Below are 26,556 nucleotides of genomic sequence, written 5' to 3' on the forward strand. Positions count from 1 at the left end.
GCAGATGACGAAAAAAGAAGTACTCTCCGTTCTCGTGGACAACCATTCAGGAGTTCTGGCCCGCGTTGCAAGCCTCTTTGGCAGACGCGGCTACAACATTGACTCACTCACGGTATCTGCGACAAACGATCCTGATATCTCGCGGATCACCATCGTCGTCTCCGGCGACGAAGCGGTTATCAACCAGATCATCAGCCAGACCCGCAAACTCGAAGAGACTCGTGACATCTTTGCACTCAACGACTGCCGTTCCCTTCTACGGGAACTGCTGCTCGTGAAACTATCAGCAAACGAATCAAAACGCAGTGCGATCCGTGAGGTTGCCGATATCTACGGAGCCACCATTGTCGACCTGTCGGTCGACAGCATGATTGTGGAACTGACCGGCGCGCCGAGTAAAATCGACGCATTTCTTGGAGTGATTGGCGAATACGACATCATTGAGATGTGCCGCACGGGCATTACCGCCCTCGAACGCGGAATTAAAAAATAAGGTGAATATTATGGTAACAATGTACTATGACACAGACTGCAACTTAGGACTCCTCGACAAAAAGACCGTGGCTGTCATCGGCTACGGCAGCCAGGGACACGCACACGCTCAGAACCTCAAAGACAGCGGCGTAAACGTGGTGGTAGGTCTGAGAAAAGACTCAGCATCCAGAGCAAAAGCAGAGGCAGCAGGCCTCAAGGTAATGGAGGTCGCAGACGCTGCAAAGGCTGCTGATCTCATCATGATGCTCGTCCCTGACGAGCAGCAGGCCGACATCTACACCTCCCAGATTGCCCCGAACTTAACCGAAGGCAATGTGCTGATGTTCGCACACGGATTCAACATCCACTTCAAACAGATCGCACCGCCAACAAACGTTGACGTGATCATGGTCGCCCCCAAAGGACCGGGACACACCGTCCGCAGCCAGTACACCGAAGGACGCGGTGTGCCATCCTTAATTGCTATCCATCAGGATGCATCCGGCAAAGCCCGCGAGTACGCTCTTGCGTATGCCTGCGGAATTGGTGCAGGCAGAGCCGGCATCATTGAGACCAGTTTCCGTGAAGAGACCGAGACCGATCTGTTCGGTGAGCAGGCTGTTCTCTGCGGCGGTGTAACCGAACTGATGAAGGCAGGTTTTGACACGCTCGTTAAGGCAGGCTACGCACCTGAGATGGCATACTTTGAGTGCGTTCACGAGATGAAACTGATCGTGGATCTGATCAACTCAGGCGGATTTTCGTTCATGCGCTACTCAATCTCCGACACCGCCGAGTACGGCGACTACCGGACCGGACGCCGCATCATTACTGACGAGACCAGAAAGGAGATGGAAAAAGTCCTCCGCGAGATTCAGGACGGAACGTTTGCCAGCGAGTGGGTCACGGAGAACCGTGCAGGCCGCCGTGCAAAGTTCCTTGCAACCCGCCAGCTCGAGTCTGAGCATCAGGTGGAAAAGGTCGGCGCAAAACTCAGAAAAATGATGTGCTGGTTAAAGAAGTGAGTGCGATGGAGCTTCGAAGCCATACGGTGACCCGCGGTGTTGAGCGGGCACCGAACCGCTCATTGTTTTACGCAATGGGATATACGGAGGAGGAACTGTCCCGTCCGCTGATCGGTGTGGTCTCTGCGTACAGCGAGATTGTGCCGGGTCACATTCATCTGGACAAAATTGCTGAAGCGGTGAAGGCCGGTGTCCGCATGGCAGGCGGAACACCTGTTCTGATTCCGTCAATCGGCGTCTGCGATGGTATTGCGATGGGACACTCCGGCATGAAGTACTCGCTTGCAAGCCGCGAACTGATTGCTGACAGTGTTGAGACGATGACGATGGCGCACTGCTTTGATGGTCTTGTGCTTGTTCCCAACTGCGACAAGATTGTGCCGGGCATGATTATGGCTGCGGCACGTCTTGACATTCCTGCGGTGATGTGCAGCGGCGGTCCGATGCTTGCGGGTGTTGAAGGCGGGGATGAGATCAGTCTGTCGAAACTTTTCGAGGCGGTCGGCGCACGCAAAGTGAATGCTATCACGGACGCTGATCTGAACCGGATTGAGCACAATGCATGTCCGGGCTGCGGGTCGTGTGCAGGGATGTACACGGCGAACAGTATGAACTGTCTTGCTGAGGCGATCGGTATTGCTCTCCCCGGCAATGGTACGATTCCTGCGGTGATGGCTGCACGAGTTCAGCTGGCAAAGCATGCGGGTATGCGGGTCATGGAGCTTGTGGAGAAAAATATCACGGCACGAAAAATCCTGACTCCTGCGGCGTTCAAGAATGCTCTTGCGAGTGATATGGCGCTTGGATGCAGTACGAACAGTGTGCTGCACCTCTTGGCAATTGCTCATGAGGCGAATGTTTCGCTGGACCTTTCGGTTATCAGTTCCGTGAGTGCGGTAACGCCGAATCTCTGTCATTTGGCTCCGGCAGGACCGACGCATATTCAGGATCTGGATGCTGCGGGCGGTATTCCTGCGGTGATGGCTGAGCTTGCGAGAGGCGGGTTTATCGATACGTCGGTTATGACTGCGACCGGCAAGACGCTTGGCGAGAATATTGCCGGAGTCACAAACAGGAATCCAAACGTTATCCGGCCGATCGAAAATCCGTACAGCAGTACAGGCGGTATTGCGGTTCTCTGGGGCAACATTGCAAAGGAAGGCTGCGTGGTGAAGCGCAGTGCTGTTGCTGATGAGATGCTTGTTCACAGCGGTCCTGCACGGGTGTTTGATTCAGAGGACTCAGCGATTGCTGCGATTTATGCTGGTACGATTGTGTCTGGCGATGTGGTTGTTATCCGGTACGAGGGTCCGAAAGGCGGACCCGGTATGCGGGAAATGCTGAATCCGACGTCTGCTCTTGCGGGTATGGGTCTTGACCGGTCTGTTGCGCTGATTACGGACGGTCGGTTCAGCGGTGCAAGCCGCGGAGCTTCGATCGGTCATGTGTGCCCTGAGGCTGCGGCAGGCGGAGAGATTGGTCTTGTTGCGGAAGGAGATACGATTCTGATCGATATCCCCTCCGGTAAGATCAATGTTCTTGTGAGCGATGAGGAGTTTGCGAAGCGTCGTCAGGCTCAGGTAATGCCAAAACCTACGATCACCAGCGGCTGGCTGGCACGGTACGCCCGGGGCGTGGACGGTGCCAATGTCGGTGCGGTGATGAAATAATCTTTTTTTTCATCGATTGTTGATCCTGTGGTTTGTGATCCGCGGTGTTATTGCAGAGCCGCCCACGGGAATTTCACGGAAATGAGTTGTTTTCTGATTTCGTCTATGTTTTTCACTGAGTTGTGCGTGAGTCAATGATCATGAATCATGAATCATGATCATGAATCATGAATCATGAGTTGATCACTGCTCCAGAGGATGAGTGAGACCGGTATTTTTTTCTTTTTTTCTTTTCTGAATCAGGAAATTGTGCAGGTTTATATTATATTAGTTCCATAAATAAACAACAAGACAGCGGGAGAGCGTCACTTCTCGTGCGAGAGGAGGGACGCGGGCGGTCAATCTGATTTTTTGATATGGTGTGATCAATTCATGATTCATGATTCATGACCACCGATATTACTCAAACGAAACCAAGGAGAAATAAAATCTAATACGTTGAGGCTCACTGCCGCGATAATTCCTAATTATTTTTAAATTCCGTGATATTTTTTCCGTGTGTTCCCGCGAAACTGCGAAGCGGTAAGCAGGCCGGAGGCATGTGAATCGTGGGCGACTCAGCGATAATGCCACGGACGACACTGAAAGAAAAATGACCCCGTTCAAAACCATGACTTAAGTAGTCAGAAAACCTCATTATACTAGTAAGGCATGATGGATCGCGACTATCAACCCATCAACCTCAAAGATGTCTTAGTCGAAATGAAGGACATCTCGGAACTGATGGTTGATCTGGCTTACTCAGCGGTGCTGTTTGAAAGCAACGCCATTGCAGACGAAGTCATCGAACTCGAAGAACGGATGAACGACCTCGTCTATCAGGCGCGTATCACCAGCATGATGAGCGTACGCCGCCTGGAAGAGACCGAACCAATGAGCGGTCTTCTGCAGCTCGCAGAAGCCTCTCAGCGGATCTCAAACCAGGCCGCGGACATTGCTAAGAGCATCATGCGCAACGTTTCTTTTCCGGCAAACCTTAGAAAAGCCCTGCCGGAAGCAGAAGAAGCCACCCACCGTGTCGTCGTTGGTGCCGCAAGCGACCTTGACGGCGCACGGCTCGGAGACATCAAACTCCAGTCCGTAACCGGCATCCGGATCATCATGATCCGGCGCATGCGTCAGAGATTCTATGACCCTGACAAACATGCCGTACTTCGTGCCGGCGACGTCCTCGTCGGCCGCGGACCGGACTATGGCTTCCCAGCTCTCTGCGAACTGGCCGGTCAGCCTGTCCCTGACGACGAATGCTGCGACTCAGCCGCGATCAGCGATCTCGACCGGGCTGCGGCCCTCATGATCGAGATGAAAAACATCAGCGAACTCTCTGTCGGACTTGCCTATACCGCCCTTCTTCACGAAAACATGGACCTCGCCAACGAAGTCATGGCACTCGAAGAAGAGCTTGATGAAATGCGGCTTAAACTGGACCTCTGGACCCTCGAAGCAGCAAAACGTACCGACGATGTTGCAAGCCTTCGCGGCATGCTCTACATGTCCTCGTTTGCCGAATCCATCTCCGACGCTGCAGGTTCCATCGCCGACGTCATTCTCCGTGAGATTGACGTCCCGCCAATCATCAAGAGAATCGTCCGTGAATCGGACGAAATAATCTCATGGGTATCTGTTCATGAGGGGTCCCCTCTTGACAAAAAATCCCTCGCTGAATCCCATGTCGGAACCGTTACCGGCATGGTGATCTTTGCCGTCAAACACGGCAACCACTGGACGTACCGTCCGGGACGCAATGTATGCCTGTATGCAGGCGACCTACTCGTTGCCCGGGGCAGACGTGACGGAGAAGAAAAACTGTACGGTCTCTGCGGAGCAGACACCGACGAAATAGAAGACTTTGAAGATTCGGAGTAACCAAAAAATGGATAATAACATGGTATACCGGCTTGGCCCGGGTTGTGAAGTGGATGATATCGTAGAAGGCCAAATATATCTGGGAAAAGTTCAGGGATTCGCAACGTTTGGCACGTTTGTTCTCTTAAACGACCGCGTCAAAGGACTGCTGCATAAAAGCAACATCAAAAGCGACAAAAAAGAACGGGATCAGATCCTCGTACAGGTAAATCAGATCCGCCCGAACGGCAACATTGACCTTCGCGAGGTTGACATCCCTGAAGGGAGCTATGACACGCAGCTGGTCACCAAAAAGATCACCCTCTCCCGTCTCTCCGACCTCAAAAACAAGGTTGGCAGAAACGTCACCATCGAAGCAGACGTTGTGCAGATCAAACAGACGTCTGGTCCCACCATCTTCACCGTCTGTGATGACTCAGGCGTTGAAGACGCCGCAGCCTTCACTGAAGCAGGTGTTCGCTCCTACCCAGAAGTAAACCTCGGCGACATCGTCCGAATCTTCGGCGAGGCAACCCGCAGAAACAACCAGATGCAGATCGAAGTCTCCGACATGCATGTCCTCAAAGGAGCTGAAGCAGACTCGGTCAGATCCCGCATCAACAAAGCTCTTGAAGCACGCGCTGAACCTCCCGAAGAAGTTGCGCCGCTCATTGACAGTGACGTTCTCAAAGCCCTGTGGCCTGAGATGCGCAAACTCGCAAAAATTATCCGCCGCGCGGTCCTCACCCAGCAGCCGATCATTCTCCGTCACCACGCAGACGCTGACGGTATCTGTGCCGCAGTTTCCGTTGAAACCGCAGTCCTCCAGTTCATCCGCGACAACGGAGGCGACCCGGATCAGGACAATTTCCTCTTCCGCCGCTCACCGTCCAAAGCACCGTTCTATGAGATTGAGGACGTCACCCGCGACCTTGACATGATGCTGAAGGACAACGTCAGATTCGGTCAGAAACTCCCGCTGATCCTGCTGATGGACAACGGCTCAACCGAAGAGGACATGCCCTCCTACAAGATGACCGAGGTCTATCAGCTTGACGTCATCGTTGCCGACCACCACCACCCTGACGACACCATCGACAAGTATCTGCTTGCCCACGTCAACCCGTACCATGTCGGCGGCGACTTTGGGGTGACCGCTGGAATGCTCGGAACCGAGATTGCCCGCCTGATCAATCCGGCTGTTGAACAGAAAATTCTCCACCTGCCGGGCGTTGCAGGCGTTGCCGACCGCAGCGAGGCTCCTGAACTCGGGTCATACCTTGCTTTAATTGAAGGAAAATACACCCGCGACGAATGCAAAGACATGGCTCTTGCGTTAGACTATGAGCAGTACTGGCTCAGATTTAACGACGGACGCGAGATCGTCAAAGACATTCTGAATCTTAACAACGCTCCCGAACGCCACAACCGTCTCGTGACTCTCCTCGTCACCGAAGCAAACGCAGCGATCGAGGATCAGATGAGCACTATGATGCCGCATGTCAAGGATCAGAAACTCTCATCCGGTGCAAATCTGTTCCTTGCTGATGTTGAGATGTTTGCCCACCGGTTCACGTTCCCGCCGCCGGGCAAATCCTCCGGCGAAGTGCATGATATCCTCTGCAAACGCTATGTGAACCAGCCGGTCGTAACCCTTGGTCTTGGCCCGGACTTTGCGGTCATCCGTTCCCGCGGCGTGAAAATGAACATCCCTCAGATGGTTCGGTCCATGCGTGACGAGATGCCGGGCGCAGGCATCTCCGGCGGAGGCCATCTTGTCGTCGGCAGCATCAAGTTTGTCGAAGGCATGCGGTCTGAAGTCATTGCCAAAATGATTGAAAAGATCTCTGAGTTCCCAGTAGATTAACTCTGAAGAGTTCAGAGACAATAACTGCAATTTTTTTCGTAACTACCTTCGTATGGCGATTTTCCAGAGAAAAATTTGTGTACCAAGCACTACCTTTATTATGTAAAACATCCTATACTTACATGAGGTAAGTCACTATGACCGAACCTAAAACAATTCGTGAAAGATATAACGACACCCAGTCTCGGATCCTTGGATATCTGATGGCCGGCGTGGCAAAAGGAAGCCGTTTCTTCAAGGCAAAGTACATTGCCAAAGACCTTGGACTCTCCTCCAAGGAGGTCGGAACCAATCTTGCCATCCTTTCCGAGATCTGTGATGAACTGGATATTCAGCGCTGGAGCTACTCAAATAGCACCACCTGGATGGTAACGAACAAAATAATAGTCTAAATACTTCCCCACTTTCTTTTTTGATCCTTACGCAAAGTAACGTCTCGCAACTGCCGAAATTTCTGCGGTATTTCTTCATAGCCCAATTTCTGGGGATGCCTGCCTCATCATGATTTCCCAATCAACAAGAAGGATTTATATGTATTCAAACCAAAGACTTACTTATGGTAAGTGACTTGGAGCTACAGACAACAGAATACAACTCCACACAGCAGCGGATTATCAACTATCTGAAAGCCGGTGTATCCTCAGGCACCAGATTTTTCAAAGCAAAATATATCGCCAAAGAGCTTGGCATCTCATCACGTGCGGTAGGCACGAACCTTGCCCTTCTTGCAGAGAAGTGCATGGAACTGGAAATTGTTCAGTGGGGCTACTCCACCAGCACCACATGGATGGTCAAGGCGAGGCAATACCTTAATTAAGTTTCTCTTCTCATTTTTATCTATGGGAAAAAAGATTGCTGAGATTGTCGAAACCATAGAGTTCGTTGCAGATATTGAAGGATCAAAGGACTGCCTGATGTCACAGCAGGGAAAACTCTGGTTCAACATCGACGTCCCCAAAGGTCATGGTCTGAAAACCGGCGATATAATACGGGTCGTCATCGAACGCGCCGACGAATAATTTTTGTATCGGATCCAAGAGTTATGAAACAGCTCGTACTGATTCTGACAGGTATAATAGTGTGCTTCCTTGTAGTCATCATTATCACGGCAGGGGGAGCTTTGGTGGACGCTGAGGATCCTGTGTATCAGAATGGACATCTGGTAGCAGCGTTTCAGTACAACGGCGAACCAAAGGATGTCTGGGTTCAGTGTGTAATATTTCGGGTAGATGATCTGCTCTCTTCCGAACAGATCGGTGATGTTCTGTCACTTGCAGAAACCTTCTCCAAAGGTCGCGAAGTATGTGAGTTTCCCATCGACCTTGCCCCCGGTTCCTACTCGGTCCGGCTCTATGTCAGGGAACGAGATGAAGGATCCGCACGGCTTGCGGCATTTATCAAAAATTTTGAGGTAGTATGATCCATATCTTTGACAACGCTCTCCTGTTCAAACCTTCCACAGGAGAGTGGCAGTCAGTTTCTTTTTCCGTTGAGAACGGTGTCGTGATCTCAGTTGGCGCACGCAATCAGCTTGCCGGCGATGTGGTTACCGATCTAAAAGGTGCGCGGGTAATTCCCGGACTCATTGATGCGCATGTACATATCGAGAGCACGCTGCTTGTTCCCCGTGAGTTTGGGCGTGCGGTTTTGTCCCACGGAGTAACGACCGCTGTTGCCGACCCGCATGAGATCGCAAACGCCTGCGGTTGTGCCGGCATTGATTTTATGATCCGTGACGCAGATGACGCGCCGAATGATATTTTTTTCATGGTGCCCTCCTGTGTTCCGGCAACTCCTGCTGATATTGGCGGAGCGGTGGTAACCGCTGATGACCTGAAAAAGTATGTGGGCAATCCCCGCGTTCTCGGGCTTGGGGAGATGATGAATTTCCCCGGTGTTATTCATGACGATCCCGAGGTTCTTGCAAAGCTTGAACTCTTCGACCATGTTGACGGTCATGCTCCGGGCGTGACCGGCGAGGATCTGTGTAAGTACATCTCGCACGGCATCAAAACCGATCATGAGTGTACCGCTGCCGAGGAGGCGCGGGAGAAACTCAGGCACGGCATGTACATTTTCCTGCGTGAGGGTGATGCGGCAAAGGATGTTGCGGTGCTGTCGTCTGTCGTAACGCCGTTTACGGTGTCCCGCTGCTGTTTCTGTACCGACGACCGTCATGTTGACTCTCTTGTCCGCGAGGGTTCGATCGATCACTGTATTCGCGTTGCGGTGGCGTCCGGTATGCCGCTTGAGCTGGCGCTTCGTATGGCGACCCTTTCTGCGGCAGAGTGTTTCGGGCTTCATGATCGCGGTCTGATAGCGCCCGGACGTCTCGCTGATTTCTGTGTCCTTGCTGATTCACCTGAGTTCAGAGTTGTTCAGGTTTACAAGTGCGGTGTTTTAGCATCAGAAATTTCTACACCATCCGCATCGGCAGCGTTTGTTTCGCCGAAGTTTGACTGCCGGTTCCCGACAGCCGCTGATCTCACTCTGCCGGTTTCGGGGATTGCTCGGGTTATCGGTCTGATTCTTGGAGAGATTGTGACGCAGAATATTCATGCGCCGGTAGGGATGGATGGTGTTCAAAAGGTCGTCTGTGTTGACCGGTATGCAGGCCGCGGTTTTTCTGTTGGGCTGGTGAAGGGATTTGAGATTCATGCGGGAGCAATTGCTGCGTCCATCTCGCATGATGCCCACAATATTATTGCTGTCGGTGCAACTGATGCAGAGATTCTTGCAGCTGTTCATGCGGTTGCGGATGCCGGCGGCGGGATGGCTGTTGTGATCGGGGATGAGGCGACTGTTCTCCCTCTTCCGATTGCGGGACTGATGACAGACGAGCCGGTTGAGGTTCTTCTTGAGAGGTTTGATGCGCTGACTTCGCATCTGAATCGCACGGGTACGTTCCCTCGTGCTTTTGTGCATCTGTCGTTTCTGTCGCTGACGGTGACTCCTCATCTGAAGATTACGCCGCGTGGTCTGTTCGATGTTGATGCTTTTGTGGATGTCCCTCTCTTCCTGTGACTGTTATTGTGCAAGGCAGGACTTCATGACAATACCATTTGCATAGGAAAAGATATTGATAAAGAGTGCAATAAAGAATTATCATGAAGCTACAGCGTACTGTTGCCATGTGTTTGGTTGCGGCATTTTTGGTTTTGCCGTTGTTTGCAGGCGCTGCAGCTGCGATTGAGAATGATACGGCGGATGCGGGGCCAAAACTTATCCTGCTTCAGAATGCCGCTCTCACGAATCACTATGGATACATTACGGTGGACTCGGTTGATGTGGATTTAAGCAAGGGAGTTGATGCGGTCTACACGATCAACTACTCGATTGATCCATGGATTGCGTTTCTGGTGTTTTTGTTCGGTAAGCAGGATCTCAAAAACCGGCTGCTTAAAGTTCTGAACCCGCCGCCGTCAGGCAGCGGACAGAGTCAGGAGATTACGTTCCTGTATGTGGATAATGATATGGCAAAGATATCTGTTACGAACGTTGGTATGAGTTACGGCGATAAGACTTACTGGTATCCTGAGCATGAGTTTGGGGTGACGGTTCCTCAAATCGAGTTCCATTCATCCTTCACCAAGACCTTCAATGATACCCGCACAATCCAGCGCGGGTTTGGGTATTACTAATACTTTTTTTTGTTTGCCTTGTTTGTGACGTGTTGTTGTTTATTAATTTCTGGTCTCCCACGGAATGCGTGCTTTCCACATGCCGTCCCGTCGTACTCACTGCTTCGCAGGAGCTGTGATACCGCGAAATAATTTAATTATTTTTATCTGAAAAAAAGCCAACTAAATCTTTTTGTGAGAGTATACTTTATCGACAAATCCCATGGGCGGCAATACGATATTTTGCCATGATGATCACCTCTAAACCTCTTTGTCGTAATATAATACCTGTACTATGCAGATGTTTGTAGGCGGCAGGGCAGCCGAAAGTCTTTCGGGAAAACGCACTCAGATTGTTAATCCGGCGACGGGAAACGTAATTGATACCATCCCTGCCGGAACCGCAGACGATGTTTTGGCAGCAGTTGATGCGGCGGAAGCGGATCAGCCGAAATGGGCAAACATCAGTCCTGCGGATAAATCCCGCATCCTGATAAACGCAGCAGCACAGATTCGTGCCGAGGCCGACTCGCTTGCGACACTCCTGACAACCGAGCAGGGAAAACCGCTGCGCGAAGCAAAGGATGAGATTCTTGGAACCGCTCACGTGTTTGAGTATTATGCATCGATGACCGGCAGCATCCGCGGCAACGCTGCATCTCTTCCGAAGTACGGGTACATGAACGTCGTCAGAAAACCCATCGGCATCTGTGGTGCGATCGTTCCCTGGAACATGCCTGCGATGATTTTCGGATGGAAAGCAGGGGCTGCTCTTGCCTGTGGGAATGCGGTCGTGGCAAAGCCGTCAGACACCGCTCCGCTGACCATTCTCAGACTTGCGGAAATTCTCGTTCATGCCGGAGTTTCCGGCGGCGCAATGAATGTGGTGACCGGTTCAGGCTCAGTTGTCGGAGATGCGGTGGTGAGAAATGCTGATATCAGGCATGTTTCCTTTACCGGCTCTGTTGCGACCGGGCGCTCGGTCGCTCTTGCCGCAGCTCCTGCACTCAAGAGGCTGACATTGGAACTTGGCGGAAATGATGCGTTCATTGTTGCAGCAGATGCTGATATTGATGCAGCAGTTACCGGAGCTGTTCGCAACCGGTTCTACAACTGCGGTCAGGTCTGTACTTCAGCGAAGCGGATTTTGGTTGATGCAAAAGTTTCAGACGAGTTTGTGCGGAAAGCAAAAGCAGCAATTGAGAAACTGTCGGTCGGCAACGGTCTTGAGAAGGTGAACATGGGACCGTTAAATAATTCCGACCAGCGTGATACTGTTGCATCCGCAGTGGACAGGATTGTCGATGAGGGAGCTGGAACGATTGTGTGCGGCGGAAAAAAACTGGAAGGAAAAGGTAACTTCTATGCTCCGACACTGATTGCGGATGCAGCACCTGACGCGGTGCGTGAAGAGATCTTTGGTCCTGTGATGCCGGTGATTGTGTTTGAGACACTGGAGAGTGCAATCGAGATTGCCAACAGTACTCCCTACGGGCTTGGCGCGTCGATATGGACAAAGGATATTACGACTGCGTATACTGCTGCCGAGGAGATCAGATCCGGTGTTGTCTGGGTGAACAAACATCTGGTCCTTCCACCGGAAATTCCTTTTGGAGGCACCAAGGATTCTGGATACGGTCGGGAAAATGGTACTGATTTCATCTATGAGTTTACCGAGCCGAAGAGTATTCTGATCAGTATCTAATTTTTTCACAGAATGGGTTAGAATACGAAACGGTGGGTTTATATCACTGCTGCTCTAATGTATTAGAGCACATAGGTGTAATGTCCCGGTAGGGTAGAGGATATCCTAGAAGCCTGCGGAGCTTTTGACCTGGGTTCAAGTCCCAGCCGGGACGTCGTTGTTTTTTTCTTCTGTTCAGTATGTTTGTTGAGATGTTGTCGCTTTTATCAGTGGTGCCTCTCCACGAAACGTTCCTGGAACAGACCAAACCATTATATTTTTTCAGCCGCTACATAACACCCGGAAAAACCTATGACCATCATGAAGATTCGGGGTGGAGATCTCGATCTCGTTGAGTATGAGTTCAGTTCTTTTTATCCGGGCGAATGCCTGCACACTGCAGACATAACCGTCGCAAAAGAACCATACCCGACAGGAGACACCATAATAGCCCGTGCCCCGGCACGCATCCACCTCTCCGTTCTTGACATGAACCGGTTCAGCCCCGGAACTCCCGGCGGCGGCGGACTCGGGTTTGCCCTCCGGATTTATTCGGAAGCAACCGTCTCCTGCACGGACCAACATGTCATCATCGACTCGCCCCGCAAACTTCTCATCGAACACCTCGTCGCAGCATTCAAAGCAGTAACCGGATACACCGGCGGCTTTGTAATCAAAACTGCCGATCAAGGCCGCGAACATGTAGGCCTTGGTTCGACCTGCACAGTCGCAACTGCGGTTGTCAGCGCCATGAACGAAGCGGTCGGCTGTCCCTTGAGCCTTGAGGATGTCAGAATGGTCATCGGCCACAATTATGTGGAAGAGACCGAAGAAGAGGGCAAAGTCGCGTTCGGTTTTGAAACCGGCGTAGGCTCTGCCGCAAGTATTTTTGGCGGCATGACCTTTGTTGGCGATCGGCTGACCCGTGTTTACAACCACCCGTTCGCCGAGGACAAAAACGTCTTCGTCCTCATTCCAAGAATTCATGCTGAGGATGACAACGCAGGTCTCGAAGAGTTCACGCTTCTCATGAATCGTGCGAGAACTCTTGACTACCGCGACCGCGAACTCAAAGCCTACATGCTGATGATGGACATGATCCCTTCTCTTGCCAGAAACAATCTGAAAAAGATGGGTGATACCATGTGGGAGATTGAGTTCCGCGGTTCCAAACGTGCCGAGGTCCAGCACCACACCTTTGTTCTCTACAGTCACATGAATGCTCTGCGAAACGCAGGTCTTGAGTTTGTGGCAATGAGTTCGGTTGGTCCGTCGATCTGTGTGGTTACGGAAAAAACCGCTGCCGAGATGCAGCCGATCGTATCCCAGCTTGGTCTTGAGATAGCGGTTGAAACAAAAGTTGACAACACCGGACTTGTTGTTGCCAGAGTCTGAATCATGAAATTTTTTTCCGCAGTAAAAGAGATGCTTCCGTTTCTGCTTGTCTGCGGAGCTGCGTTTTATGTTCTCCCCACTTTTGGGGGAGACACCGGCTTTTTTATGGTAATGCTTTTAATTATTCTGCCGCTGATCTGTTTTGCTTCAGGATTTTTTTACGGATTTTTTTCTGCGTTTCATCCGATGTTTTCTCTGCTGGTGGCGCTGCTGTTTCTGCCGACGGTGTATCTTTACTATAATGTCTCGGCTCTGGTGTATGCGCTGGCGTTTCTGGTTATCGCATTTGTGGGGAATGTGGCAGGTTGGTTTGCGGGACAATCGCGGAGTTAATCTCTGCTGAGCGCGAATAGTTTTGTATGCACTGTATTGTTACCGGTGGGGCGGGTTTTATCGGCTCGCATCTGGTTGACCTCCTCCTTTCCCGTGGGGATACGGTTACGGTTATCGATTCGATGGTTGCCGGCCGGATGATGAATCTTGAGGAAAATATCGGCGCTCTGACCGAGTTCCGCCATGCTGATCTTTTGGAAGACGGCTGGCAGGATGCTCTTGCGGGCGCTGACCGTGTGTATCATATTGCGGCTGATCCTGATGTGCGGGGGTCAGCAAGAAAATCGTTTGAGGTGTATAATAATAATGTGACCGCGACGGTTCGCGTGCTTGAGGCGATGAAGGAGTATGGTGTGAAGGAGATTGTGTTTACGTCGACTTCAACCGTCTACGGTGAGGCGAGTGTTATTCCAACGCCTGAGAATTATTCGCCGATGGTGCCGATTTCGATATACGGGGCAAGTAAGCTTGCGTGCGAGGCGATGATTTCTGCGTATGCGGCGACGTATGGGATGAAGGCGTGGGTGTACCGGTTTGCAAATATTATCGGTTCACGGAGTACGCACGGGGTGATTTATGATTTTGTGCAGAAGCTTCAGCAGAATCCAAAGGAGCTGGAGATTCTCGGCGACGGCAGGCAGAGTAAGTCCTATCTTGCGGTAGAAAACTGTGTTGCTGCAATGGTGTATGCGCCAACGGTTTCTTCGGGAACTTTTAATGTGTTTAATATCGGGTCTGAGGACTGGGTGAGTGTGCGGCGGATTGCGGAGCTGATTGTTGAGGAGATGTGTCTTCGTAATGTTTCGTTCAATTTCACGGGCGGCGACCGCGGATGGGTCGGCGATGTTCCGATGATGCGGCTGTCTGTTGATCTGCTGAAGGCGACCGGATGGATGCCGGGGATTACTTCGGAAGAGAGTGTCCGCCGTGCGATTCGTGCGACGCTGGATGAATAATTTTTTTTTTGAAACGCGAATAGCGCGAATAGCGCAAATAAAAAAAATAAATTTCGTTGGTATATTTGAACGAGTAGATCTTTTTCAAAAAAAAAATAAATTTCGTTGGTATATTTGAGCGAAGAGATCTTTTTCAAAATAAATAATTTTAATATTTTTTAAAAATCGCCAATGGCGATTTTTTTATTCCGCGAAGCGGTGAGCAGGCCGCAGGCATGCGATTCGCGTTATTCGCGTTTCATATTCACATTTTTCTCAGTACGTTTCTTCAGCAGCTGAAGAGCCGCAAGAATCGCCGCACCGAGAATACACAAACCAACATTGAACGTCTGCCAGCTCATCGCAGGCATCGGCTCGGCCAGTGTCGTTGAACCGAGAGCGATTGCATACAACGATCCGATCAAAAGACCGATACAGAGATAAATCGTCTGCGGCCGATAGCAGGCAAAGCAGTGACGGATCACCTTCACACTAATGGCAAGACCTGCGATCATACCAAGGCCGAACGCAATCAGCATGGGAACATACGCGAAATCCAGATGCATCACCGCACTGACCGCAGAAATCAGCGGAATGTAGAGACCCATGATAAGAAGAAGGGTCGAACCTGAAATTCCCGGAAGCACGAGGGCGGACACCGCAATAATTGCCGCGATGAAAAGATAGATTGCAAGGCCGATGGACACCTGCGTCAGATCAACCCCGCTCCCTCCGGTAGCCGGACTCAGCATCATTAAAAGAGGCACAACAGCAATACCGATCGCCGTAAAGATCAGATTCAGATATTTGCCTTTGATGTACTCCTTCTCCTCTATGATCACAATCGGCACAGCAATCAGCGTGAGACCGATAAAAACTGAACTTATCTCATAGATATACGTGTGAAACAGAGTTGAGAGGATCAGAACACAGACCGAAAATCCTGCGACCCAGCCGATACCGAGTTTGAAAAGGAAAGGAAATGCAGCTTTTCGTTCTTCGTTTGTTCCCATGAGGAAATTGTGGGCAGAGTTAATGAACTTCTCATAAAAGCCGAGAAGGAATGCGATCGTTCCACCGGAAACGCCGGGCACGCTGTCGGCAACTGCCATGGCGACTCCGCGGAGAAGATCGGTTATGTGTCGTGTGATGGTATGCATGGGAGTTCCAAATTGTTTGTGGTATTCATTGGACGGGTTTCCCTAATTACATTTCCGCAGGAGATGGCACGAAAATTTCACCAAAAAAAATTATTTTTTTCATTTGAAAAATTTCTGCTCACCAAGTCAGAAATTTTTCCGGCGCCAAACGTTCAGGAGAGAATGACACCGTACTTGTCCAACAGTTCCTGCCATTTGGGTGAAGCCTGAAGATCAGCAATGCCTTTGTTGATCATCTGCAAGGTTTCGTTGTCTCCTTTGCGGACAGCAACACCGTAGAGCTCGTTGACTTCAATCACACCGATTTTTTTTGCAAGTCCTTTTGCAACATACGAGTTCACGGTGACCTCGTCATAGATTATTGCGTCACATTTTCCGTCAGCAAGCATGGCAAATGCGTCATCAATGGTTGCCTGCGGCCTGAGGTTTCCCTTGCCAAGGATGCCGGTTTCGTTGAGATTTTTCTCGGTCCATGCATGAGAGGTTCCACCGGTCTGTGTGCTGATGGAAACATTGCCGGAGAGGACATCCTCTTTGGTGAGTGAGGAGTTGGGCAGAACAGCGATTGCAAAGTTCACGATCATGTAGGGGTCGCTGAAGTCAACGATCTCGTTTCGTTCAGGCGTGATGGTGAGGCCGCAGTAGATGATGTCCACTGTTTCGTTGGCGACATTGTTGACGATGTTGGTCCAGGGCAGCCCCATGTAGGCAATGTCATAGCCGTTTTGTTGGGCGATCCATTCGATGGACTCAACATCAAGACCGACATAAGTGCCGTTTTCATCAGGATATCCGTACGGAGGATTATTTTCTCCGATGCCAACGACGATCAGTTTTTTTTCAGCATCAGGAACTCCGATACATCCTGAGATCATCACTGCGGCGATCAGACAGAAGCAGAGGATTCCACACACAACATGCTTTTTCATGATATCAATTACGGTCCGAGCGGATAAAAAATATTCCGAATATTTCGAGACGCGAGTAAACGCGAATAGTGCGAATCGCATGCCTGCGGCCTGCTCACCGCTTCGCGGAATAGCGCGAATAAAAAATCGCCAATGGCGATTTTTCAAATAATAAAAATAGTCATCATATTTTGGAATGGAAAAATTTTCCAAAAATAATCAAGTCTGAAAATTCTTGAAAATCGCCATTGGCGATTTTTTTATTCGCGCTATTCGCGTTATTCGTGCTATTCGCGTTTATTCGCGTTTCAAAAATTATTCAGCAGTACCAACATCCTTTTCTTTTCTCAGCCCATACAAAACCCCAGATGAAAGTCATGGTCGGCGGGACATTTGATCCCCTCCACATCGGACACCAGCTGCTGCTGCGGCGGGCATTCACCACTGCGGGCAGCGGAGGCCATGTGGTAATCGGTCTTTCTGCTGATCCGTTTGCTGCACGAAAACAGCATCCGGTCAGAAGCTACGAAGTGCGGTTCAATGAACTCACCGCATGGATTGAGAAGCAGAAGTTTGCCGCAACCTATGAGATTGAACCGCTGTATGATCAGTACGGCAGTGCCTTAACTCAGGACTTTGACGCTCTTGTCGTCAGCTACGAAACATTTCCGGTTGGAAACGAGATCAACCGCAAACGAAAGGAGATGGGAAAACCCATGGTCGATCTGTATCAGATCCAGTGCGTCCTTGCTGATGACGGAAAAGCTGTATCCTCCACACGGATTTACCGCGGAGAAATAGACCGGTATGGAAAACCGGTTGCCGAAGAAGAGTTCATCACCCGCGACTGATCTGATGAGGATTTGCTCATAAAAAATATATAGAGTTGAAGATTATTATAAAATATGTCAGACAATCTTCAGGCAAAGATGGGAATTATCCTTGCGTCCCTGATCTGCCTGCCGCAGTTTGCGATCTTTATCCCGTACTATGACTCATTCGGCAGAGTTTCTCAGACTATTTTCGTCATCCTTTTCTTTCTTCTCCCCTGCCTTGGAGCATACCTCTATCTCCGGGACATGAAACCGGCATCGAAATACTTCGTTTACATTTTCATTGGAATAGCAGCAGCATTTGCCGTGTTTGTTCTCCTCAACGCGTCAGGTTTATCGCTGCTATCCGCAATGATGCTGTGCCTCTTCAGCCCCTTGATCTGTTACCTGCTTCTTGCCGTATTCCCAAAAACGCGTTGTGTCGAACTCACCAAGAAACTCTCAATCATCTTCACCATAGCAGCAGTGATCCTCGCGTTTGGCGGAGGCTGGTACGCACGCTACATGCATATGGCCGGCATCAACGCAATGGCTCTGCTTGGGTGGGGAATATATGCAATGATACTTGCGCCAATATTTGTTCTCATATTTATTTACGCAGGAGTGACAAGCCTTTCCGAAAAAAATTGATTGGTTATGCCTTCGTCATCGTATAGGACACAATCGTCTTTGACAACAGCTCGCCGTCGGGAGATCCCTTCCGCACCTCTCCCTCGGCGAACACAATTCTCCTTCCTTTCCGAACAACATGTGCAACTCCGTAAATCACACCTTCATTCACGCCGCGGAAAAAGTTCGTCGTCTCTGAAATCGTCGCAGCCCCGCTCTCCGCATCAAGCTCCGCAAAAATCGCCAGAGCAATTGCCTCGTCAGCAAGAATCACATAAAATCCTCCCTGCATAAACCCTGAACCGTTATGAATAGCAGGAGTCACGTTCATCTTCAGAACAGCTTTACCGCCCCCCCAGGAAACCGGTTCAATACCAAGAGTCTGAAAAGTCGGATTCGCCTGTGCCCCGACACTTGCAATCTTTTCAACATACGAATGCATTCCCTAACTCTATCTTGGGAATACGAAATAGAGTTTGTGTTTCATCAGGCATCATTCACCATACCTCGCAAGCGAAAAGCATGCGTTTCGTGAGTATTTCAAAAATCATACCACAATGCCGCGAATAGCAAAAGGTTTTAGGAGTATAAAAGAAGATACACTAATTGACTCAAAGTTCCCAAAGAACTCAGGAGGAAAATATTATGAAAAAGCTCACTATGATCCTTATCGCCGCAGTTGTTCTGGCACTCTTTGCCGGAGCAGTCTCGGCATCCACCGCTGTTGGCGGCGACCGCGGAGTAATCCAGGTCTCCTGCGACGTTGACGGTGCAACTGTAGTCTTAGTCTCTGTCAATGGCGACGAAAGCGAACCACAGACCATTGTCAACGGTCAGACAGAGTTCTCTGTCTACACCACCGGAACTCCGTACACTCAGGTGAAGGTTTCAGCACCTGGCTACCAGACCGCAACAGTCCCGGTCACCATGCCGGCAAAAGGCGAGACCTCAAGTGTCACCGTTACCCTGACTCCTGAAGAGCCGATGGGAGGCGACCGCGGTGTTATCCAGGTTAAATCCAACGTGAACGGCGCAACCGTTGAACTTATCTCTGTCTCCGGCACAGTTGCCGAGACCGGCACCATCAAAGACGGCCAAGCAGAGTTCGCAGTTTACGCTACCGGAACCCCGATAACGCAGGTCAGAGTCTCAGCAGCTGGTTACCAGACCGCAACCAAGCCACTCGACATGCCCGCAAGCGGCAAGACCACCGTTGTTGATGTTCCGCTGACGCCAAACCCGACCCCGACCTCCTCCCCGATGGGAATTGCAGTCCTTGGTCTCCTTGGTGCAGTCGCAGCAGTAGTCCTGCTCCGCAGAGACTAAATCAACTCTCTTTTTTTACCGCAGTTTCCGCGTTTCCTCTAAACCAGGAGAAGATTACCCCTACAAACGCAAGTCCTGCACAGAAGAACATCGAGACTTTCAGTGCCTGTAAAAATTCTGGATACATGGACGGCCCGAGCATATCGGTTCCTCCAACAAAGATCGAGATCGTCGACATGCAGACTGCCATCGAAAGAATCATGCCGCCCTGCCGCATCACCGCAACAATACTGGACGCTGTGCTGTACTCGGCTGGCGGAACAGAACTCATGATCGCATTCGTGTTCGGAGCTGAGAACAGCGCAGAACCAAGCCCGATAAACACCTGCGTCACTGCAATGAAGTGAAGGTCAGTGCCGACAGCAAGACAGGAGAGCAGCAGAACACCGACCGCTGACAACAGCATTCCCAGCGTCACAAGATAGCGGGGATCGACTCTGTCGGAAAATTTTCCGGCAATCGGTGTCATGATCGCCTGAATGAGCGGCTGGAAAAAAACAATGAGGCCTGCCTCTGTTGCGGTGAGATGGCCGACCGACTGGAGGTAGAGACTTACGAAAAATACCGAGCCGTACGTGCAGCCGTAGTTGAGAAGTGCCGCGTACGAGGATCTGGCAAACCGGTGATTGGTAAAGAACAGCCTGACATGCAGGACTGGTGAGGGCAGCTTGAGCTCGTACCAGACGAATACTGTCATCATGGCTGCGCCAATGCCGGCCAGAACGAACGAGAGTGTTTCCGGCAGTGTGGAAAGTCCGTACATCAGACAAAGCATTGCCGCTGCGTAGAGTATGGTTCCTTTGATGTCGAACGGATCCTTCGACGGAATTTTGATCTCGTCGCGGAAGAATTTCCACATCGGAAGGGCGGCCGCGAATGCGAGAGGCACCATGACGAGAAACACCGCCCGCCAGCCGAACATGCCGGTAAGAAAACCGCCGAGGATGGGACCTGCAGATGCACCGATATAGACCATTGCGGTGTTGATGCCAAACGCCGCTCCCCGCTGATGAAGCGGATAGACACTTGAGAGAATGGCCAGGCTTGTGATCATCATAAACGAGGTTCCGCATGCGGCGATGACACGAAGGAGAAGGAGAATCGGGTAGCTTGGGGCAAACACCGAGAGTCCGCAGGAGAGCGCGACAATTACTGCGCCGATAAGGTAGGAGCGTTTGTAACCTACAGTGTCGGAGAGGCGGGATGCCGGGACGAGGAAAATGGCGTTCGCAAGAATAAAAATTGTGGACAGCCAGCCAAGGTCGCGTGCCGAGACGGTGAAGACTGTTCCAATCTCCGGCATTGCAAGAATGATCATCGAGCCTATCAGCGGATTTAAAAATGCGCCAATGGATGCTGCAAGAAGAATCAGCCGTCTGGTTCGTACATCAAACTCGGGCATGCTGTTCACTCAGACTCCGGAGTTTCTGCCGGTCCGGCAGAGATCTCTGATGCAGCAGCGGTCGCAGGCAGGTTTTCGCGCGGTGCAGACTGCCCGGCCGTGACTGATGAGGAGGTAGTTGAGTTCGCCCCACCATTCTTTGGGGAACAGATGTATGAGATCGATCTCAATTTTGTTCGGGTCGGTGTTGTCACTGAAACCTATCCTTTGTGCGAGTCTGCCGACATGGGTGTCAACTGCGATGCCGACAGGATTGCCAAAGGCATGGTTGGTCACAATGTTGGCGGTTTTTCTGCCGACACCGGGAAGTGTGACAAGTTCCTGAATAGTTTCTGGAACATTGCCGTCGAAGTTTTCACACAGGCATTTTGCGGTGCCGATAATATTTTTTGCTTTGGTGTGATAGAATCCGGCAGGATGAATAATTCGTTCGACCTCATCCTGACTTGCGGCGGCAAGGGATGTAGGGTCTGGGTAGCAGGAGAAAAGTTCATCGCGCAGACCATTGATGGTGACGTCAGTTGTCTGGGCAGACAGAATGGTCATGATAAGAATCTGGTACGGATTTTCAAACCTGAGAAAATTCATCTCTTCACGTGTGTGTGGATACAGACGATTGAGTTCTGAGAGGATAGCTACTGCTTCAGGAGTGTTCATTTTCATAAAAGAATGGGGCAGCCCAGATTCGAACTGGGGTCAAAGCGTCCCAAACGCTCTAGGATGGACCAGGCTACCCTACTGCCCCGCCTGATGCAATATACATTGGCAGGGCATCCTTAAAAAAGGATAGGAAAGTGCAGCGCCCGGGTTTTCATTCCTGAGCCGCCCACGAAAAAATGGAACATACGGAGTTTCACGGAAAAAAAATCACGGAGCAGACAAGAACATCACGGAAGAAGAAAATTGTACTCCTATTTTTTTCCGTGATGTTCTCGTCTGCTCCGTGATTTTTTTCTGTGAGGTTCAGTGTGCTCCCGCGAAGCGGTAAGCAGGCCGAAGGCATGCGTCCCGCTTTTCCGTGGGCGACTCACAAGCAAAAAATTCCGCGCGAGGTTATAAAAGCCCCTCAAAAACCCTCAAGTTGCAAAAACATCATTTTCCATGGAAATTTAACATCCACAGCCCCCTTTCTTGATTTCGACAAATGCAGAAGCGATTGTTAACGATCAAAGAACTCCACATCAGACCACAGGGTATTTAAGAAATCTACATGATAAATAATGTTAATCCTTCCATCATCATGGAAACAGCGGTTCTGCAAAAACCGCAAAGAACAGGAGATACAAACATGTCAACACATGCAAACACGAAAATGCTCTCTGAAGCAGACGGATACGACCTTCTGAGGAAGTTCAATGTGCCAGCTCCGGTATTTGAGATCGTGACCAGCCCCGAAGCCGCTGCAAAGGCCGCAGGAAAGATCGGATACCCGGTTGTCATGAAAATCGTCAGCCCCCAGATCATTCACAAAAGTGATGCGGGCGGTGTCATCGTTAATATCAAAACAGATGAAGAGGCAAAGGCCGCATACAATAAAATCGTCACCTCGGTCAAAGCCTACAACTCTGCAGCAGAGATCAAAGGAATCATCGTCGAAGAGATGGCAAAGCCCGGACTTGAACTGATCATCGGTGGAAAAATCGATCCGGCATTCGGCCGCGTCATCACGTTCGGTCTTGGCGGAACACTGGTCGAGTTCTTCAAAGACGTCGGCATCAGAATCCTTCCATGCTCTGACGACGAACTCCGCAGTCTGATCAAACAGATCAAAGGATACACACTCATCGCAGGATACCGCGGAGAAGCACCAAAGGACGAAGAGTTCCTGTTCCAGACCTTAAAGAATGCCTGTGCATTCTTCGAGAAGAACGACAACGTCGTTGAGTTCGACATCAACCCGCTCCGTCTCTACGAGAAAGGCGGCTGTGCGGTTGACGCACGTGTCATCATTCAGGACGGACCGGTCGAACTCCCGCCGCATTACGACTCGTCAAAAATTGTCCCAATCGACTACTACAAACCGCGCTCGGTCGCAGTAATCGGAGCATCCGACGACAAAACCAAGATGGGGTACGCAGTGTTCCACAACCTCCTGCAGTTCCCGGGCAAAGTCTATCCGGTCAACAACAAACGTGATGAAATTCAGGGCGTCAAATGCTACCCGAACCTCTCGGCAATCCCTGGACCGGTCGATATGGTGGTAATCACCGTTCCGGCACAGTTAGTCCCTGGCATCATGGAAGAGTGCGGCCAGAAAGGCGTAAAGATGGCTGTTGTCATCACTGCCGGATTCAAGGAGATGGACGAAGACGGACGTGCACTGGAAAACCGCATGGTTGAGATTGCAAAGAACTATGGCATCAGAATTGTCGGACCAAACTGTCTCGGCCTGATTCTCCCGCCGTACAAACTGGACACAACCTATGTCTCGACCTCCCCGCTGCCGGGAGATCTTGCATTCATCTCCCAGTCAGGAGCAATTGTCAATGCTGTTGTCGGCATCTCACTTTCCGAAGGATCCGAGATGGGCTACTCCGAGGTCGTGTCGGTCGGCAACCAGTCTGACCTTGACTTCCTGGACTACATGAGTTACGCCCAGCGCGATCCGCACACCAAAGCGATCATTCTCTACGTTGAAGAGATCAAAAACGGTGTCGCCTTCATGGAGATGGCAAAAGAGATCACTAAGACCAAACCGATCGTGGCAATTAAGGCAGGTTCATCCAAACGCGGACAGGCCGCCGCAGCTTCGCATACCGGATCTCTTTCCGGTGCGTACGAAGTCTACATGGAAGCATTCCGCAAGTGCGGCGTAACTCCGGTCAAGACTCTGCCGGGAGCGTTTAAGGTTGCAAAGATTCTCTCTGACGAGCACCGCGCTCCTAAAGGACGCCGTGCAGTAGTGATAACGAATGCCGGAGGATTTGCTGTTCTTTCCAACGATTATGCAGAGACCTGGGGCATTGAGATCGTGGATCTCCCGAAAGAACTCATCGATGAGATGAACACTTTCCTGCCGCCGTTCTGGAACAAAAATAATCCGATCGATCTGCTCGGAGATGCGGATGAAGAGCGGTTCCGCAACGTCTTTGATGTGCTCTGCCGCAACTCAAAGCTCTGGGACATGGCAATTCTTGTCAACTTCCCGAACAAAGTGCTCAGCCCGGTTCAGGTTGCAAACGTTTTAATCGATTACTCCAAGAAGACCGACAATCTGCTCGTTGGAACGCTTGTTGGTGGCGACTGCATGAAGTCGGGAGTTTCGCTTCTGACACAGCACAACATTCCGGTCTTTGAGGAGCTTGAGTTCACCTACAGAACGCTCGGCCACCTCAGCTGGACTGCTGACCGTTAATTTTTATTTTTTTTATTTTTTTTCAAACAGTTTTTTGTAATCGAAAGATCCCGAAAAAATTTCGGAAAATATTTTGCGAAACATGTGACTGAAGTTTCAGGAGTTCTCAAAAGATCATGAGACAATAATTATTCCAGTGTCACACACTCATCATTATAACTGATCAATGATTTGATACATATGCACGATCATTTTATTGTAGTGTCATTACAATAAATCTGTAAGTACAACACTACAAGGGAGGTGATTTTCATAGGATTCGGTTATTTATTTCACTGTCCTCACTGCGGAGAGGCAACATATCTTGCTCTTGGAACCGGCAACGAGTACACGGTGCAGAACGTATTTTATGGAAATCCCGCAGACCCGCCGCTCATCAAAGACTTCACCACCAGACAAACATACCAGAAAGCTCTCGAATACTTAAACCAGAACGGCGTGCCTGACACAAAGCTGCCCGGAAGCTACGGCCATAAAATCTACTACTGCCCGGAGTGCCGGACACTGAAAGTCCATTTTTACTTTTCAATCGCAACCGAGGAAAAACCCTGGCACCCCAAATACAAATGCGAACTGTGCAAAGAACAGCTCATTCTCGCCCCGGGCCAGAGACCGGGCGATGATCCGGAGAAGTTCAAACTTATCGGAGAGGACAGAGAAGTGCTTCGAATCCACTGCGACAAATGCGGAAAAATATATTTTGCAACCGAAAGCGGCTGCACCTCAAAGATACACTGGGAGTAAAAAAATTAGTTTTTGAAGCTGTGAATCGGTGCAGGAATTCTGCCGCCGCGGTTCACAAACGCTTCGCAGGAGAAACGGTTGATCGGCTGCACGGGGGCGTAACCCCACAGACCGCCAAACTCCACAATGTCGCCGACATCTTTGCCGTACGCAGGGATAAGCCGGACTGCGGTCGTCTTCTGGTTGATCATACCAATCGCCGCTTCATCAGCAATCACACCTGCAATAGTGGTCGCAGGAGTGTTCCCGGGAATTGCGATCATGTCAAGACCGACCGAACAGACGCAGGTCATGGCCTCCAGCTTCTCAAGCGTCAGAGCGCCGCGAAGCACCGCATCAATCATGCCCTGATCCTCACTGACCGGAATGAATGCGCCGGAAAGTCCACCGACAAAGGAACTTGCCATAACGCCGCCCTTCTTCACCTGATCATTTAACAGAGCAAGAGCTGCTGTTGTTCCGGGAGCTCCGACCGACTCAAGACCCATCTCTTCTAAAATTCCTGCAACACTGTCGCCCACCGCAGGAGTCGGGGCAAGCGAGAGATCCACAATACCGAACGGAACACCGAGACGCTCGGATGCTTCCTGGGCAACAAGCTGCCCCACACGCGTCACTTTGAATGCGGTCCTCTTGACCGTCTCACAGAGAATCTCAAAGTTCTGGCCGCGGACCGACTCAAGAGCACGCTTGACAACGCCCGGACCGCTGACACCAACGTTTACGACCGCGTCAGCTTCGGTCACGCCATGGAACGCGCCTGCCATAAACGGATTGTCATCAGGCGCATTGCAGAACACCACAAGCTTTGCGCATCCAAAACTTCCTGAGTCTTTGGTTGCGGCGGCAGTCTCCAGAATGATCTCTCCCATCAGCTTCACTGCATCCATGTTGATACCGGTTCTGGTGGAACCGATATTCACCGAGCTGCAGACGCGTTCGGTTGCAGCAAGAGCCGCCGGAATTGATCGGATCAGATTTTCATCGGCAGGCGTCATGCCTTTGGAGACGAGGGCAGAGTATCCGCCAAGGAAGTTCACGCCCATATCCTTTGCCGCACGGTCGAGAGTTTTTGCAATCGTTACAAAATCTTCAGGGCTCTTGCATGCCTGACCGCCCACCAGAGCGATCGGTGTGACCGAGATGCGTTTGTTCACAATTGGGATACCAAACTCAAGCTCGATGTCTCTGCCGGTAGAGACAAGATTTTTTGCAACACGCGTGATCTTTTCATAGATCTTTTCGTTCAGCCGATCCAAATCAGCATCGCAGCAGTCAAGCAGACTGATACCGAGCGTGATCGTCCGGACATCAAGCATCTCCTGCTCGATCATCTTGTTGGTCTCATTGACCTCGAAAATATTGATCATG

At 50.7% G+C, this 26,556-nt stretch carries 26 protein-coding genes and 2 tRNA genes; 21 read left to right on the top strand and 7 right to left on the bottom strand.

Annotated elements, in window-relative coordinates; translation table 11 throughout:
- The first annotated feature begins 4 nt into the window (after positions 1 to 4).
- The 16 genes from ilvN to McpAg1_RS02245 all read left to right on the top strand — a co-directional run bounded on the left by ilvN (position 5) and on the right by McpAg1_RS02245 (position 14,869).
- A complete protein-coding gene (ilvN, locus tag McpAg1_RS02170) occupies positions 5 to 493 on the top strand; it encodes an acetolactate synthase small subunit (RefSeq protein WP_338093648.1) in 489 nt (162 codons plus the stop codon).
- Between the two features lie 10 nt (positions 494 to 503).
- A complete protein-coding gene (gene ilvC / locus McpAg1_RS02175) occupies positions 504 to 1,499 on the top strand; it encodes a ketol-acid reductoisomerase (RefSeq protein ID WP_338093649.1) in 996 nt (331 codons plus the stop codon).
- Positions 1,481 to 3,169 carry a dihydroxy-acid dehydratase gene (gene ilvD / locus McpAg1_RS02180; RefSeq protein ID WP_338093650.1) on the top strand — a complete coding sequence of 563 codons (1,689 nt, stop codon included), beginning with the start codon at positions 1,481 to 1,483 and terminating at the stop codon, positions 3,167 to 3,169. The genes ilvC and ilvD overlap by 19 nt, the downstream gene beginning before the upstream one ends.
- A 651-nt stretch (positions 3,170 to 3,820) precedes the next feature.
- Positions 3,821 to 5,035: a potassium channel family protein gene (locus McpAg1_RS02185; protein WP_338093651.1), complete on the top strand. Its 1,215-nt coding sequence runs from the start codon at positions 3,821 to 3,823 to the stop codon at positions 5,033 to 5,035.
- Between the two features lie 7 nt (positions 5,036 to 5,042).
- On the top strand, positions 5,043 to 6,881 hold the full coding sequence (locus McpAg1_RS02190) for a DHH family phosphoesterase (protein ID WP_338093652.1): 1,839 nt from the start codon (positions 5,043 to 5,045) through the stop codon (positions 6,879 to 6,881).
- 137 nt (positions 6,882 to 7,018) lie between these two features.
- Complete coding sequence (locus tag McpAg1_RS02195; RefSeq protein WP_338093653.1) at positions 7,019 to 7,273, top strand: DUF7123 family protein; 255 nt, start codon at positions 7,019 to 7,021, stop codon at positions 7,271 to 7,273.
- A gap of 164 nt (positions 7,274 to 7,437) precedes the next feature.
- Positions 7,438 to 7,698, top strand: coding sequence for a DUF7123 family protein (locus tag McpAg1_RS02200; RefSeq protein WP_338093654.1), 261 nt, complete (start codon positions 7,438 to 7,440; stop codon positions 7,696 to 7,698).
- A gap of 22 nt (positions 7,699 to 7,720) precedes the next feature.
- Positions 7,721 to 7,900 carry a hypothetical protein gene (locus McpAg1_RS02205; protein ID WP_338093655.1) on the top strand — a complete coding sequence of 60 codons (180 nt, stop codon included), beginning with the start codon at positions 7,721 to 7,723 and terminating at the stop codon, positions 7,898 to 7,900.
- 23 nt (positions 7,901 to 7,923) lie between these two features.
- Positions 7,924 to 8,301, top strand: a complete 378-nt coding sequence (locus McpAg1_RS02210; protein ID WP_338093656.1) for a hypothetical protein — start codon at positions 7,924 to 7,926, stop codon at positions 8,299 to 8,301.
- Positions 8,298 to 9,905 carry an adenine deaminase gene (ade, locus tag McpAg1_RS02215; protein ID WP_338093657.1) on the top strand — a complete coding sequence of 536 codons (1,608 nt, stop codon included), beginning with the start codon at positions 8,298 to 8,300 and terminating at the stop codon, positions 9,903 to 9,905. The genes McpAg1_RS02210 and ade overlap by 4 nt, the downstream gene beginning before the upstream one ends.
- A gap of 83 nt (positions 9,906 to 9,988) precedes the next feature.
- Positions 9,989 to 10,522, top strand: coding sequence for a hypothetical protein (locus McpAg1_RS02220; RefSeq protein ID WP_338093658.1), 534 nt, complete (start codon positions 9,989 to 9,991; stop codon positions 10,520 to 10,522).
- 274 nt (positions 10,523 to 10,796) lie between these two features.
- Positions 10,797 to 12,206 carry an aldehyde dehydrogenase family protein gene (locus tag McpAg1_RS02225; RefSeq protein ID WP_338093659.1) on the top strand — a complete coding sequence of 470 codons (1,410 nt, stop codon included), beginning with the start codon at positions 10,797 to 10,799 and terminating at the stop codon, positions 12,204 to 12,206.
- Between the two features lie 82 nt (positions 12,207 to 12,288).
- Positions 12,289 to 12,360 (top strand) — tRNA-Arg (locus McpAg1_RS02230).
- A 137-nt stretch (positions 12,361 to 12,497) separates the two neighbouring features.
- Positions 12,498 to 13,580, top strand: a complete 1,083-nt coding sequence (locus McpAg1_RS02235) for a GHMP kinase (RefSeq protein ID WP_338093660.1) — start codon at positions 12,498 to 12,500, stop codon at positions 13,578 to 13,580.
- A 3-nt stretch (positions 13,581 to 13,583) separates the two neighbouring features.
- On the top strand, positions 13,584 to 13,913 hold the full coding sequence (locus McpAg1_RS02240; RefSeq protein WP_338093661.1) for a hypothetical protein: 330 nt from the start codon (positions 13,584 to 13,586) through the stop codon (positions 13,911 to 13,913).
- A 26-nt stretch (positions 13,914 to 13,939) separates the two neighbouring features.
- Positions 13,940 to 14,869 (top strand): NAD-dependent epimerase/dehydratase family protein, encoded by a 930-nt coding sequence (locus tag McpAg1_RS02245; RefSeq protein ID WP_338093662.1) that lies wholly within the window; start codon positions 13,940 to 13,942, stop codon positions 14,867 to 14,869.
- 227 nt (positions 14,870 to 15,096) lie between these two features.
- On the opposite strand, the gene McpAg1_RS02250 is transcribed toward McpAg1_RS02245, so the two are convergent.
- Both McpAg1_RS02250 and McpAg1_RS02255 read right to left on the bottom strand, forming a co-directional pair.
- Positions 15,097 to 16,008 (bottom strand): DUF368 domain-containing protein, encoded by a 912-nt coding sequence (locus tag McpAg1_RS02250; RefSeq protein WP_338093663.1) that lies wholly within the window; start codon positions 16,006 to 16,008, stop codon positions 15,097 to 15,099.
- Between the two features lie 152 nt (positions 16,009 to 16,160).
- Entirely contained in the window at positions 16,161 to 16,937 is a 777-nt protein-coding gene (locus tag McpAg1_RS02255) for an ABC transporter substrate-binding protein (protein ID WP_338093664.1), read from the bottom strand.
- Between the two features lie 347 nt (positions 16,938 to 17,284).
- Here McpAg1_RS02255 and McpAg1_RS02260 point away from each other — a divergent pair, with 347 nt between their 5' ends.
- Both McpAg1_RS02260 and McpAg1_RS02265 read left to right on the top strand, forming a co-directional pair.
- Entirely contained in the window at positions 17,285 to 17,767 is a 483-nt protein-coding gene (locus tag McpAg1_RS02260; protein ID WP_338093665.1) for a phosphopantetheine adenylyltransferase, read from the top strand.
- Positions 17,768 to 17,821: 54 nt separating this feature from the next.
- Positions 17,822 to 18,379: a hypothetical protein gene (locus McpAg1_RS02265; RefSeq protein ID WP_338093666.1), complete on the top strand. Its 558-nt coding sequence runs from the start codon at positions 17,822 to 17,824 to the stop codon at positions 18,377 to 18,379.
- 4 nt (positions 18,380 to 18,383) lie between these two features.
- Here the strand turns inward: McpAg1_RS02265 and McpAg1_RS02270 are convergent, their stop codons facing one another.
- Positions 18,384 to 18,800 (bottom strand): PaaI family thioesterase, encoded by a 417-nt coding sequence (locus McpAg1_RS02270; RefSeq protein WP_338093667.1) that lies wholly within the window; start codon positions 18,798 to 18,800, stop codon positions 18,384 to 18,386.
- 203 nt (positions 18,801 to 19,003) lie between these two features.
- Between McpAg1_RS02270 and McpAg1_RS02275 the strand changes: the two genes are divergently transcribed.
- Positions 19,004 to 19,684 carry a hypothetical protein gene (locus tag McpAg1_RS02275; protein ID WP_338093668.1) on the top strand — a complete coding sequence of 227 codons (681 nt, stop codon included), beginning with the start codon at positions 19,004 to 19,006 and terminating at the stop codon, positions 19,682 to 19,684.
- Position 19,685: 1 nt separating this feature from the next.
- Here the strand turns inward: McpAg1_RS02275 and McpAg1_RS02280 are convergent, their stop codons facing one another.
- From McpAg1_RS02280 to McpAg1_RS02290, 3 genes are all read right to left on the bottom strand, one after another.
- Positions 19,686 to 21,086 carry an MFS transporter gene (locus McpAg1_RS02280; RefSeq protein ID WP_338093669.1) on the bottom strand — a complete coding sequence of 467 codons (1,401 nt, stop codon included), beginning with the start codon at positions 21,084 to 21,086 and terminating at the stop codon, positions 19,686 to 19,688.
- A 9-nt stretch (positions 21,087 to 21,095) separates the two neighbouring features.
- Complete coding sequence (gene nth / locus McpAg1_RS02285) at positions 21,096 to 21,743, bottom strand: endonuclease III (protein WP_338093670.1); 648 nt, start codon at positions 21,741 to 21,743, stop codon at positions 21,096 to 21,098.
- Positions 21,744 to 21,756: 13 nt separating this feature from the next.
- Positions 21,757 to 21,831 (bottom strand) — tRNA-Pro (locus McpAg1_RS02290).
- A 543-nt stretch (positions 21,832 to 22,374) separates the two neighbouring features.
- On the opposite strand from McpAg1_RS02290, the gene McpAg1_RS02295 reads away from it, so the two are divergent.
- Positions 22,375 to 24,441, top strand: coding sequence for an acetate--CoA ligase family protein (locus McpAg1_RS02295; RefSeq protein WP_338093671.1), 2,067 nt, complete (start codon positions 22,375 to 22,377; stop codon positions 24,439 to 24,441).
- A 243-nt stretch (positions 24,442 to 24,684) separates the two neighbouring features.
- Positions 24,685 to 25,185, top strand: coding sequence for a hypothetical protein (locus McpAg1_RS02300; protein WP_338093672.1), 501 nt, complete (start codon positions 24,685 to 24,687; stop codon positions 25,183 to 25,185).
- Between the two features lie 5 nt (positions 25,186 to 25,190).
- Here McpAg1_RS02300 and McpAg1_RS02305 read toward each other — a convergent pair whose 3' ends face one another.
- The gene (locus McpAg1_RS02305) at positions 25,191 to 26,555 is read right to left on the bottom strand and encodes a PFL family protein (RefSeq protein WP_338093673.1); all 1,365 of its coding nucleotides are present in this window, start codon (positions 26,553 to 26,555) and stop codon (positions 25,191 to 25,193) included.
- Position 26,556 lies beyond the last annotated feature (1 nt).

Origin of the sequence: Methanorbis furvi (assembly GCF_032714615.1) — an archaeon.
Lineage (GTDB): Archaea > Halobacteriota > Methanomicrobia > Methanomicrobiales > Methanocorpusculaceae > Methanocorpusculum > Methanocorpusculum furvi.

Bases quoted from the DNA above. Each gene is read 5' to 3' on its own strand.
- McpAg1_RS02295 (WP_338093671.1), top strand. From the start codon at position 22,375: ATGTCAACACATGCAAACACGAAAATGCTCTCTGAAGCAGACGGATAC.
- McpAg1_RS02260 (WP_338093665.1), top strand. From the start codon at position 17,285: ATGAAAGTCATGGTCGGCGGGACATTTGATCCCCTCCACATCGGACAC.
- McpAg1_RS02195 (WP_338093653.1), top strand. From the start codon at position 7,019: ATGACCGAACCTAAAACAATTCGTGAAAGATATAACGACACCCAGTCT.
- McpAg1_RS02185 (WP_338093651.1), top strand. From the start codon at position 3,821: ATGATGGATCGCGACTATCAACCCATCAACCTCAAAGATGTCTTAGTC.
- McpAg1_RS02190 (WP_338093652.1), top strand. From the start codon at position 5,043: ATGGATAATAACATGGTATACCGGCTTGGCCCGGGTTGTGAAGTGGAT.
- McpAg1_RS02200 (WP_338093654.1), top strand. From the start codon at position 7,438: ATGGTAAGTGACTTGGAGCTACAGACAACAGAATACAACTCCACACAG.
- McpAg1_RS02255 (WP_338093664.1), bottom strand. From the start codon at position 16,937: ATGAAAAAGCATGTTGTGTGTGGAATCCTCTGCTTCTGTCTGATCGCC.
- McpAg1_RS02240 (WP_338093661.1), top strand. From the start codon at position 13,584: ATGAAATTTTTTTCCGCAGTAAAAGAGATGCTTCCGTTTCTGCTTGTC.
- ilvC (WP_338093649.1), top strand. From the start codon at position 504: ATGGTAACAATGTACTATGACACAGACTGCAACTTAGGACTCCTCGAC.
- McpAg1_RS02220 (WP_338093658.1), top strand. From the start codon at position 9,989: ATGAAGCTACAGCGTACTGTTGCCATGTGTTTGGTTGCGGCATTTTTG.
- McpAg1_RS02245 (WP_338093662.1), top strand. From the start codon at position 13,940: ATGCACTGTATTGTTACCGGTGGGGCGGGTTTTATCGGCTCGCATCTG.
- McpAg1_RS02205 (WP_338093655.1), top strand. From the start codon at position 7,721: ATGGGAAAAAAGATTGCTGAGATTGTCGAAACCATAGAGTTCGTTGCA.
- McpAg1_RS02225 (WP_338093659.1), top strand. From the start codon at position 10,797: ATGCAGATGTTTGTAGGCGGCAGGGCAGCCGAAAGTCTTTCGGGAAAA.
- McpAg1_RS02265 (WP_338093666.1), top strand. From the start codon at position 17,822: ATGTCAGACAATCTTCAGGCAAAGATGGGAATTATCCTTGCGTCCCTG.
- McpAg1_RS02270 (WP_338093667.1), bottom strand. From the start codon at position 18,800: ATGCATTCGTATGTTGAAAAGATTGCAAGTGTCGGGGCACAGGCGAAT.
- McpAg1_RS02275 (WP_338093668.1), top strand. From the start codon at position 19,004: ATGAAAAAGCTCACTATGATCCTTATCGCCGCAGTTGTTCTGGCACTC.
- nth (WP_338093670.1), bottom strand. From the start codon at position 21,743: ATGAACACTCCTGAAGCAGTAGCTATCCTCTCAGAACTCAATCGTCTG.
- ilvN (WP_338093648.1), top strand. From the start codon at position 5: ATGACGAAAAAAGAAGTACTCTCCGTTCTCGTGGACAACCATTCAGGA.
- McpAg1_RS02235 (WP_338093660.1), top strand. From the start codon at position 12,498: ATGACCATCATGAAGATTCGGGGTGGAGATCTCGATCTCGTTGAGTAT.
- McpAg1_RS02250 (WP_338093663.1), bottom strand. From the start codon at position 16,008: ATGCATACCATCACACGACACATAACCGATCTTCTCCGCGGAGTCGCC.
- McpAg1_RS02210 (WP_338093656.1), top strand. From the start codon at position 7,924: ATGAAACAGCTCGTACTGATTCTGACAGGTATAATAGTGTGCTTCCTT.
- McpAg1_RS02305 (WP_338093673.1), bottom strand. From the start codon at position 26,555: ATGATCAATATTTTCGAGGTCAATGAGACCAACAAGATGATCGAGCAG.
- ade (WP_338093657.1), top strand. From the start codon at position 8,298: ATGATCCATATCTTTGACAACGCTCTCCTGTTCAAACCTTCCACAGGA.
- McpAg1_RS02280 (WP_338093669.1), bottom strand. From the start codon at position 21,086: ATGCCCGAGTTTGATGTACGAACCAGACGGCTGATTCTTCTTGCAGCA.